8 protein-coding genes are annotated in these 6,998 nt (G+C 67.9%); 5 read left to right on the top strand and 3 right to left on the bottom strand.

What is annotated here, in order from left to right; genetic code table 11:
• The 4 genes from NV401_RS17300 to NV401_RS17285 form a co-directional block, all read left to right on the top strand.
• Window positions 1-605, top strand: a 605-nt coding sequence (locus tag NV401_RS17300) for a methyl-accepting chemotaxis protein (protein WP_261295701.1), incomplete at its 5' end; no start/stop codon positions are given.
• A gap of 21 nt (window positions 606-626) precedes the next feature.
• The gene (locus NV401_RS17295) at window positions 627-2,021 is read left to right on the top strand and encodes a methyl-accepting chemotaxis protein (protein ID WP_261295700.1); all 1,395 of its coding nucleotides are present in this window, start codon (window positions 627-629) and stop codon (window positions 2,019-2,021) included.
• 81 nt (window positions 2,022-2,102) lie between these two features.
• The gene (locus NV401_RS17290) at window positions 2,103-2,816 is read left to right on the top strand and encodes an SDR family NAD(P)-dependent oxidoreductase (RefSeq protein ID WP_261295699.1); all 714 of its coding nucleotides are present in this window, start codon (window positions 2,103-2,105) and stop codon (window positions 2,814-2,816) included.
• Entirely contained in the window at window positions 2,806-3,756 is a 951-nt protein-coding gene (locus NV401_RS17285; RefSeq protein ID WP_261295698.1) for a 50S ribosomal protein L11 methyltransferase, read from the top strand. The genes NV401_RS17290 and NV401_RS17285 overlap by 11 nt, the downstream gene beginning before the upstream one ends.
• A 99-nt stretch (window positions 3,757-3,855) precedes the next feature.
• Here NV401_RS17285 and phhA read toward each other — a convergent pair whose 3' ends face one another.
• A complete protein-coding gene (phhA, locus tag NV401_RS17280) occupies window positions 3,856-4,713 on the bottom strand; it encodes a phenylalanine 4-monooxygenase (RefSeq protein ID WP_261295697.1) in 858 nt (285 codons plus the stop codon).
• 23 nt (window positions 4,714-4,736) lie between these two features.
• Between phhA and NV401_RS17275 the strand changes: the two genes are divergently transcribed.
• Entirely contained in the window at window positions 4,737-5,456 is a 720-nt protein-coding gene (locus tag NV401_RS17275) for a lipase family alpha/beta hydrolase (protein ID WP_261295696.1), read from the top strand.
• 102 nt (window positions 5,457-5,558) lie between these two features.
• Here the strand turns inward: NV401_RS17275 and NV401_RS17270 are convergent, their stop codons facing one another.
• On the bottom strand, window positions 5,559-5,840 hold the full coding sequence (locus NV401_RS17270) for a hypothetical protein (protein WP_261295695.1): 282 nt from the start codon (window positions 5,838-5,840) through the stop codon (window positions 5,559-5,561).
• Between the two features lie 2 nt (window positions 5,841-5,842).
• Window positions 5,843-6,826, bottom strand: coding sequence for a glycerophosphodiester phosphodiesterase (locus tag NV401_RS17265; RefSeq protein ID WP_261295694.1), 984 nt, complete (start codon window positions 6,824-6,826; stop codon window positions 5,843-5,845).
• Between the last annotated feature and the right edge of the window lie 172 nt (window positions 6,827-6,998).

The following is a 6,998-nucleotide window of genomic DNA, read 5'->3' as shown; positions in this document are numbered from 1 at the left end:
TCGAGGTCGAGGCGGCCCGCGAGATCGCCACCCGCGCCTCGGGCCAGGCCGGCGTCGCGGTCGGCATGTCGGAAACGCTCAGCGAACATGCCAAATCGATCGAATCGATCCTCGGGCTGATCCGCGACATTGCCGGGCAGACCAATTTGCTCGCGCTCAACGCGACGATCGAGGCGGCGCGCGCCGGCGACGCCGGGCGCGGCTTTGCCGTGGTGGCGCAGGAAGTGAAGAGCCTCGCCAACCAGACGGCGCGCGCGACCGACGACATTGCCGCCAAGATCGCCGCGATCCAGTCCGCCACGCGTTCCACGGTCGATACCAATGCCGGGATCAAGGCGACCGTCGCCGAGGTACAGGAAAGCGCCAATCGCATTCGTTTCGCGATGGAGGCGCAGGCGCAGACGGTGACCGCGATCACTGCCGCGGTCGACGAGACCGCGCTCGCCGCCGATTCGATGTCCAACACGATCGCCGCGATCCGCGAGGATACGGAAACCGTCGCCTCCGAGATCGATCTGGTCGGCAAGGGCTTCGATACGCTCGAGGGCCGGCTCGGCACGCTCAAGACCAGCGCCGGAGAATTCGTCACCAAAGTCGCGGCATGACCCGATCGAGAGGATAGTCACATGACGCAACGGGACGACAAGATCCTGGGCGGGGAGGATATCGAGGCATTGGGCGGGTGGAGCGGCAAGCAACGTTCCGCCGCGCAGCGCGTCGCCGATTACGACTGGGACGGGCAGATCCGTCCGGCCAGCGCCGAGATCTCAGCGCTGATCGCCGGCTCGGAAGCGGCGATCTCCTCGGCCTTCTGGCACTATTATATCGCGCTGCCCGCCACCGCGCACCTGCGCTCGCAGTTCGATCAGGATCTGCTGGCGCGCCGCATCGCCAAGAGCGCGCGCTATTCGCACATCAAGTTCGCCGATCCGTTCGGCGACGGCTGGATGCTGATCGCGTTCGGCCATGCCAGCGAGGCCTATGAAGTGGGCGTGCCGCTGCCGGCCCTGCTGTCGTCGCTCAGCGTCGCGCACAGCGAGACGCTCAGGATCGTCGCGCAGAAACTGGGCGACGACGCCGCGGGCACGCGGCGGCTCGCCGACATCATCCAGCGGCTGTCGATGGTCGAGGCGGATGTGATGACGACGCATCTCGGCCAGTGCGACGCCAAGCGCGCGCGCGACGAGCGCCGCGTGCGCGCCGACCGGTTCAGCGAGAATATCGCGCAGTCGATCGACGGCACGGCGATGCTCGGCACGCATATCCGCGATTCGGCGCGCGGCGCGGCGCGCTCGGCGCGCGGGATGATCGGCAAGACCTCCGACGTCGCCTCCGCGGCCGAGCAATCGGCGGTGGCGATGCGCGAGGCGGCACAGACCACCGCCGGCCTGATCCGCGCGATCGACGACGCCCGCGCGGAGGTGGAAGCGGCCACCGCGATCGCCACGCGTGCCTCGGTCCAGGCCGGGCAGGCGGTCGGCATGTCGGAGGCGCTCAGCGACCATGCCAAGTCGATCGAATCGATCCTCGGGCTGATCCGCGACATTGCCGGGCAGACCAACCTGCTCGCGCTCAACGCGACGATCGAGGCGGCGCGCGCCGGCGACGCGGGCCGCGGCTTCGCCGTCGTCGCGCAAGAGGTGAAGAGCCTGGCCAACCAGACCGCGCGCGCGACCGACGACATCGCCGCCAAGATCGCCGCGATCCAGTCCGCCACGCGCTCGACCGTCGATACCAATGCCGGGATCAAGGCGACCGTCGCCGAGGTGCAGGAAAGCGCCAACCGCATCCGCTTCGCGATGGAGGCGCAGGCGCAGACGGTGACCGCGATCACTGCGGCGGTCGACGAGACCGCGCTCGCCGCCGATTCGATGTCCAACACGATCGCGCTCATCCGCGAGGATACCGAAAGCGTCGCCAGCGAGATCGACACGCTCGAGCGCGACGTGACCGAAGTGAACGACCGGCTCGACACGCTGAAGTCCGCCGCCGACCGCTTTTCCGAGAGCGCCGCGGCCTAGCCGTTCACGCTCCCGCGGCGCGGGGGAGAGCGCATGGCCCGGCACTGGCCTGTCGCGCGCCGAGGCGATATGCCGCGCGGCATGATCAACATCCTCCTCACCGGCAGCAGCCGCGGGATCGGCGCCGCGATTGCCGCCGCGCTCGACCGGCCCGACGTCCATGTCATCGGCCACGGCACCGACAGCGGCATCCCCGCCGATTTCCGCGATCCCGCCGCGCCGCAATCGCTGTGGCACAGCGCGCTCGACCAGTTCGACGGCCGCATCGACGTGCTGATCAACAATGCCGGCGTGTTCGACGCCAACCCGCTCGCCCGCCCGCACGACGATTGGGTGGCGGAATGGGAGCGCACGATGCGCATCAACCTGACCGCCGCGGCCGAACTGTGCCGCCTCGCTGTGTGCCACTGGCAGGAACGCAAGGCCGCGCCGGATTTCGATGGCGGCCGGATCGTCAACGTCGCCAGCCGGGCCGCCTATCGCGGCGATTCGCCGGCGCACTGGCATTATGCCGCCTCCAAGGCCGGCATGGTGGCGATGACCAAGAGCATCGCGCGCGGCTATGCCGCCGAGGGTATCCTGGCCTTCGCGGTCTGCCCCGGCTTCACCATGACCGGCATGGCCGACGACTATCTGTCCAGCCGCGGCGGCGACACGCTGCTCGCCGACATTCCGCTCGGCCGCGTCGCGCAGCCCGACGAAGTGGCGACGGCGGTCAGGTTCCTCGCGCTGGAGGCGCCGCCGTCGATGACCGGCGGCGTGATCGACGTGAACGGGGCCAGCTATGTCCGCTGAATCGCCGATCGAATCCTGGAAGCTCACCCTGCCCTGCACCCGTGCCGAGGCGGAGGCGATCGACGCGGCCGACGATCTGGCGATCGACGCGGTGATCATGACCACCGAGACGGTCGAGGACGAGGTCGAGACCTGGCGGCTCGACGCCTATAGCGAGCGCGAACCCGATGCGGCGATGATCGCCGCGCTGCAGGCGCTGGTGCCGAGTGCTGCGGGCACGACGCCGCAGATCGAGGCGCTGGTGGCGCAGGACTGGATCACGCTCAGCCAGGCCGGGCTCGAACCGCTCTCGGAAGGCCGCTTCGTCGTGCACACCAGCGCGCATCCGATCGCCCCGCCCGACGGCGGGCGCGCCTTCCTGATCGATGCCGGTCAGGCGTTCGGCACCGGCCACCACGCCACCACCTCGGGCTGCCTGGCGCTGCTCGATCGCCTGGCCGACCAGAACTTCGCCAACGTGATCGATATCGGCACCGGAACCGGCCTGCTCGCCTTTGCCGCCGCGCATCTCTGGCCCGACGCGCGGGTGATGGCGACCGACATCGATCCCGCCGCGATCCGCGTCACCGCGGAGAATGCCGGACTCAACAAGATCGCGGGTATCGATCTGGTCGTCGCCGATGGCACGCTCGACGACCGCGTCACCGCATCGGCACCCTACGACCTGCTGATCGCCAATATCCTTGCCGGCCCGCTTGTCTCGATGGCGCCGGAAATCGCCGCGATCGCCACGCCCGAGGCGACGATCATCCTCGCCGGGCTGCTCGACTCGCAGCGCGAAGCCGTCGTCGCCGCGTTCGCGGCGTGCGGCTGCACGTTCGAAGCGATGGACCGCCGCGGCGACTGGACGATCCTGCACCTTACCGCCGGCGCGACGCGCTACGTGCCCGAGGGACCGTTCGACCCCAAGGGCCGCGACGGCTGGGCGCTGGATCTGTAACAACCACCGTCACCCCGGCCTTGAGCCGGGGTCCCGCTACTTCCTCCAGCTGCGGGGCAAGGCAGCGGGATCCCGGGTCGGGCCCGGGATGACGAAGGGTCAGGTCTTGCTCAGCGCGTATGCCTGCGTGCCGCGCGTCACCAGTTCGTCCTCCGGCAACACTTCCGCCACCGCGATATCGGGCAGCGCTTTCAGCTCCTGGTAGAGCGGCGCGAAATCGGTCTCCACCGTCAGCCGCAGCAGTTCGTCGAAGCTCGGGATGACGAAATAGTTCTGCTGGAAATCGTCGATCCGGTATTCGGTGCGCATCACGCGCGGCAGATCGAAGACGATCCGGTTGGGGCTCGGATCGTCCAGCGCGAAGCGCGATTCGGCGAAGCTCGAGACGATTCCCGAGCCATAGATGCGCAGGCCCTCGGGTTCCGCGATCAGCCCGAACTCGACCGTATACCAGTAGAGCCGCCCGAGATATTTCAGCGCCTCCAGCCCGAGCGCGCGCTGCCCGCCACGACCGTACGCTTCGAGATAATCGGCGAACACCGGATCGGCGAGCATCGGCACATGGCCGAACACGTCGTGGAACACGTCCGGCTCCTGCAGATAATCGAGCTGGTCGGGCCGGCGGATGAAATTGCCCGCGACGAAGCGCCGGTTCGCCATGTGATCGAAGAATACGTCGTCCGGCACCAGCCCCGGCACCGCGACGACCTGCCACCCGGTCAGCTTCATCAGCCGTTCCGACAGTTCCTCGAAATCGGGGATGCCCGGCTTGCTGAGCTTGAGCACGTCGAGCCCGCGCAGATAGGCGTTCGACGCGCGCCCCGGCAGCAATTTGGATTGCCGCGCGAACAGCGTGTCCCAGGTCGCATGCTCCTCAGCGGTATAATGCGACCAATCCTGCGGAACGGTCCAGTCGGTCGAGGGCGAGGTATCGAGAACATGCGTATCGTGAGCCATTGTTGTGGCATATCACAGCCGACATGCCGCAGGAAACCGTCAGCGAAATGCGCCCGCCCTCCAAGCTGCTATGGGCCGCCGAAGTGCCGCGCGCGGCGCTTACACTGCTGTCGCTGCTGCGATCGCGGGCGATGCTCGGCGATGTGCCGCGCGGCGACGGCCGCCCGATCCTGCTGCTCCCCGGCCTGTTCAATTCGGACCGCTCGAATGTCGTGCTGCGCCGCTACCTCAGCGGGCTCGGCTACCGCACCGACGGCTGGGGGCTGGGGCGCAATTTCGGCACGCGCGCGATCGGGCCGGACGCTGAAAAGCTGTTCGCGCGGATCCGCGCGCTCCATGCCGAGACCGGCCAGCCGGTCACACTGATCGGCATCAGCCTGGGCGGGATCATGGCGCGGTTCGCGGCGCAGCGGCTACCCGGGCTGGTGCGCGAGGTGATCACGGTCAGTTCGCCGTTCGCCGGCAGCCCCCGCGCCACCAACGTGTGGCGCGCATTCGAGCTGATCACCGGCGACCGCATCGACAGCGCGCGCGTCACCGCGCAGGGCCAGGAAGCCGCCGCCCCGCTCGGCGTGCGCTCGACCGCGATCTGGAGCCGCAGCGACGGGCTGGTCAACGGCCGCATCTGCCGCGGTACCGGCGACCCGCTGGCGCGCGACATCGAGATCGCGTCGGGCCATCTTGGCGTGCAGCTCAATCCGCTGGCGCTGCGCGCGATCGCCGGGGTGCTGGCGGCGGCCTGACCGTCATCATTGCCTTTCTCCTGCGAATGCAGGAGCCCAGGGGCAATGAACGGCGTGTTCCGTAACCCTGGGCTCCCGCGTTCGCGGGAGAACGGATACGGCTCAGTCGTCGCGCGATTGCCCCGCGCGATACCCGTCATACGGCCGGCAATCGTCGGGATTCTTGCGGCAGGCCTTTTCCGCCGCCTTGCGCTCCTTGCCCTCGCGCTCCTCGGCCTTGCGCATCTTCTTGCCGTAATTGCGATCCGCCTCGGACTGGCTGGTCGTGGTCCAGTCGACGCCCTTGCTGACGATGCGCACCGGCGCGGTCACGACCTTGCCCACGGTGCTGATACAGCCGCCCGCCAGCAACGGCAGCAGCGCGACGAGAACGATCTTACGCATGGTCACTGATCCTTGGCCGCGGCAGCACGCGCGGCCACCCCCAATGCCGGAAAATCGGTGAAATAGCCATCGACGCCGTGATCGATCGCCTGCCGGATCTCCTCCTCGACCCGGCCATGTGCGCGCGGATTGACGCCCGACCATAGCCGCGCGGGCAGGAAATAATTCTCCGCGCGGAACGTCCAGGGATGCACGCGCAATCCGGCCGCGTGCGCCGCCGCGATCAGCGTCCCGTCCGCGACCATCGCCTTGCCCGGGCCGATGCCATAGGCGTAAGCGGCCACCGCCTTCAGCCCCGCGGGCGTGATCATCGCGGCATAGCTCGGCGTCGCCTTGTCGGCCGGCCCGCCGCTTGCATCCAGCAGCTGGATCAGCCTGACGCTGGTCATGCCGTTCAGCCGCTTGAGATTGTCGACCTCGAACGACTGGACGAACACCGGCGCGTCGGCACTGTCCCAGCCCGCCGCCTTGAGCTCGGCGACGAGCCGTGCCTCCATCGGATGGCCGATGCCGGCGAAATAGCTCGGATGCTTGGTCTCGGGATAGATGCCGACCTTGTGCTGCTTGGCCAGCGCGATCACCTCGGCCAGCGTCGGCACCTCGAACTGCCCATCATATTGCACATTGTCGGGCCTGAGCAGCGGCAGCCGCTCCTTCGCCCGCAGCGTCTTCAGCTCGGCAAGCGTGAAATCCTCGGTGAACCAGCCGACATGCTTCGTGCCGTCGATCGTCTTGCTGGTCTTGCGGTCGGCGAACTCGGCATGTTTCGCGACGTCGGTCGTGTCGGTGATGTCGTTCTCGTGCCGCGCGACGAACACGTCGTCCTTGGTCAGTACCAGATCGGGCTCGATGAAATCCGCGCCCTGCTCGATCGCCAGCGTATAGCCGGCGATCGTATGTTCCGGGCGCAACCCGCTTGCGCCGCGATGCGCGATGACGATGACGGGGGACAGGCTCTTTTGCTTGGCGATCAGTGGTCTGGACATCGGCGCATCCTGCGCCTGCGCGCCCCCGACTGCCAAGAGCGCGACGAGCAAAATACCATATCGCTTGCGCAACGAGCGCGGACCGGCATTGATAACGATTGTCATTTGGAAACCATCCTACGCGTGCGCGTTAAGAGTAAAATTCCGAACCCAGAATCCGCATACAGGGGCA

It is taken from the genome of Sphingomonas hylomeconis (assembly GCF_025370105.1).
In the GTDB taxonomy this organism is placed as follows: domain Bacteria; phylum Pseudomonadota; class Alphaproteobacteria; order Sphingomonadales; family Sphingomonadaceae; genus Sphingomonas; species Sphingomonas hylomeconis.
Note: the sequence above shows the minus strand (reverse complement) of the source record. Positions and strands in the feature narration are given on the sequence as shown.

Bases quoted from the DNA above. Each gene is read 5' to 3' on its own strand.
- NV401_RS17265 (WP_261295694.1), bottom strand. From the start codon at position 6,826: ATGTCCAGACCACTGATCGCCAAGCAAAAGAGCCTGTCCCCCGTCATC.
- NV401_RS17270 (WP_261295695.1), bottom strand. From the start codon at position 5,840: ATGCGTAAGATCGTTCTCGTCGCGCTGCTGCCGTTGCTGGCGGGCGGC.
- NV401_RS17290 (WP_261295699.1), top strand. From the start codon at position 2,103: ATGATCAACATCCTCCTCACCGGCAGCAGCCGCGGGATCGGCGCCGCG.
- NV401_RS17295 (WP_261295700.1), top strand. From the start codon at position 627: ATGACGCAACGGGACGACAAGATCCTGGGCGGGGAGGATATCGAGGCA.
- NV401_RS17275 (WP_261295696.1), top strand. From the start codon at position 4,737: ATGCCGCAGGAAACCGTCAGCGAAATGCGCCCGCCCTCCAAGCTGCTA.
- NV401_RS17285 (WP_261295698.1), top strand. From the start codon at position 2,806: ATGTCCGCTGAATCGCCGATCGAATCCTGGAAGCTCACCCTGCCCTGC.
- phhA (WP_261295697.1), bottom strand. From the start codon at position 4,713: ATGGCTCACGATACGCATGTTCTCGATACCTCGCCCTCGACCGACTGG.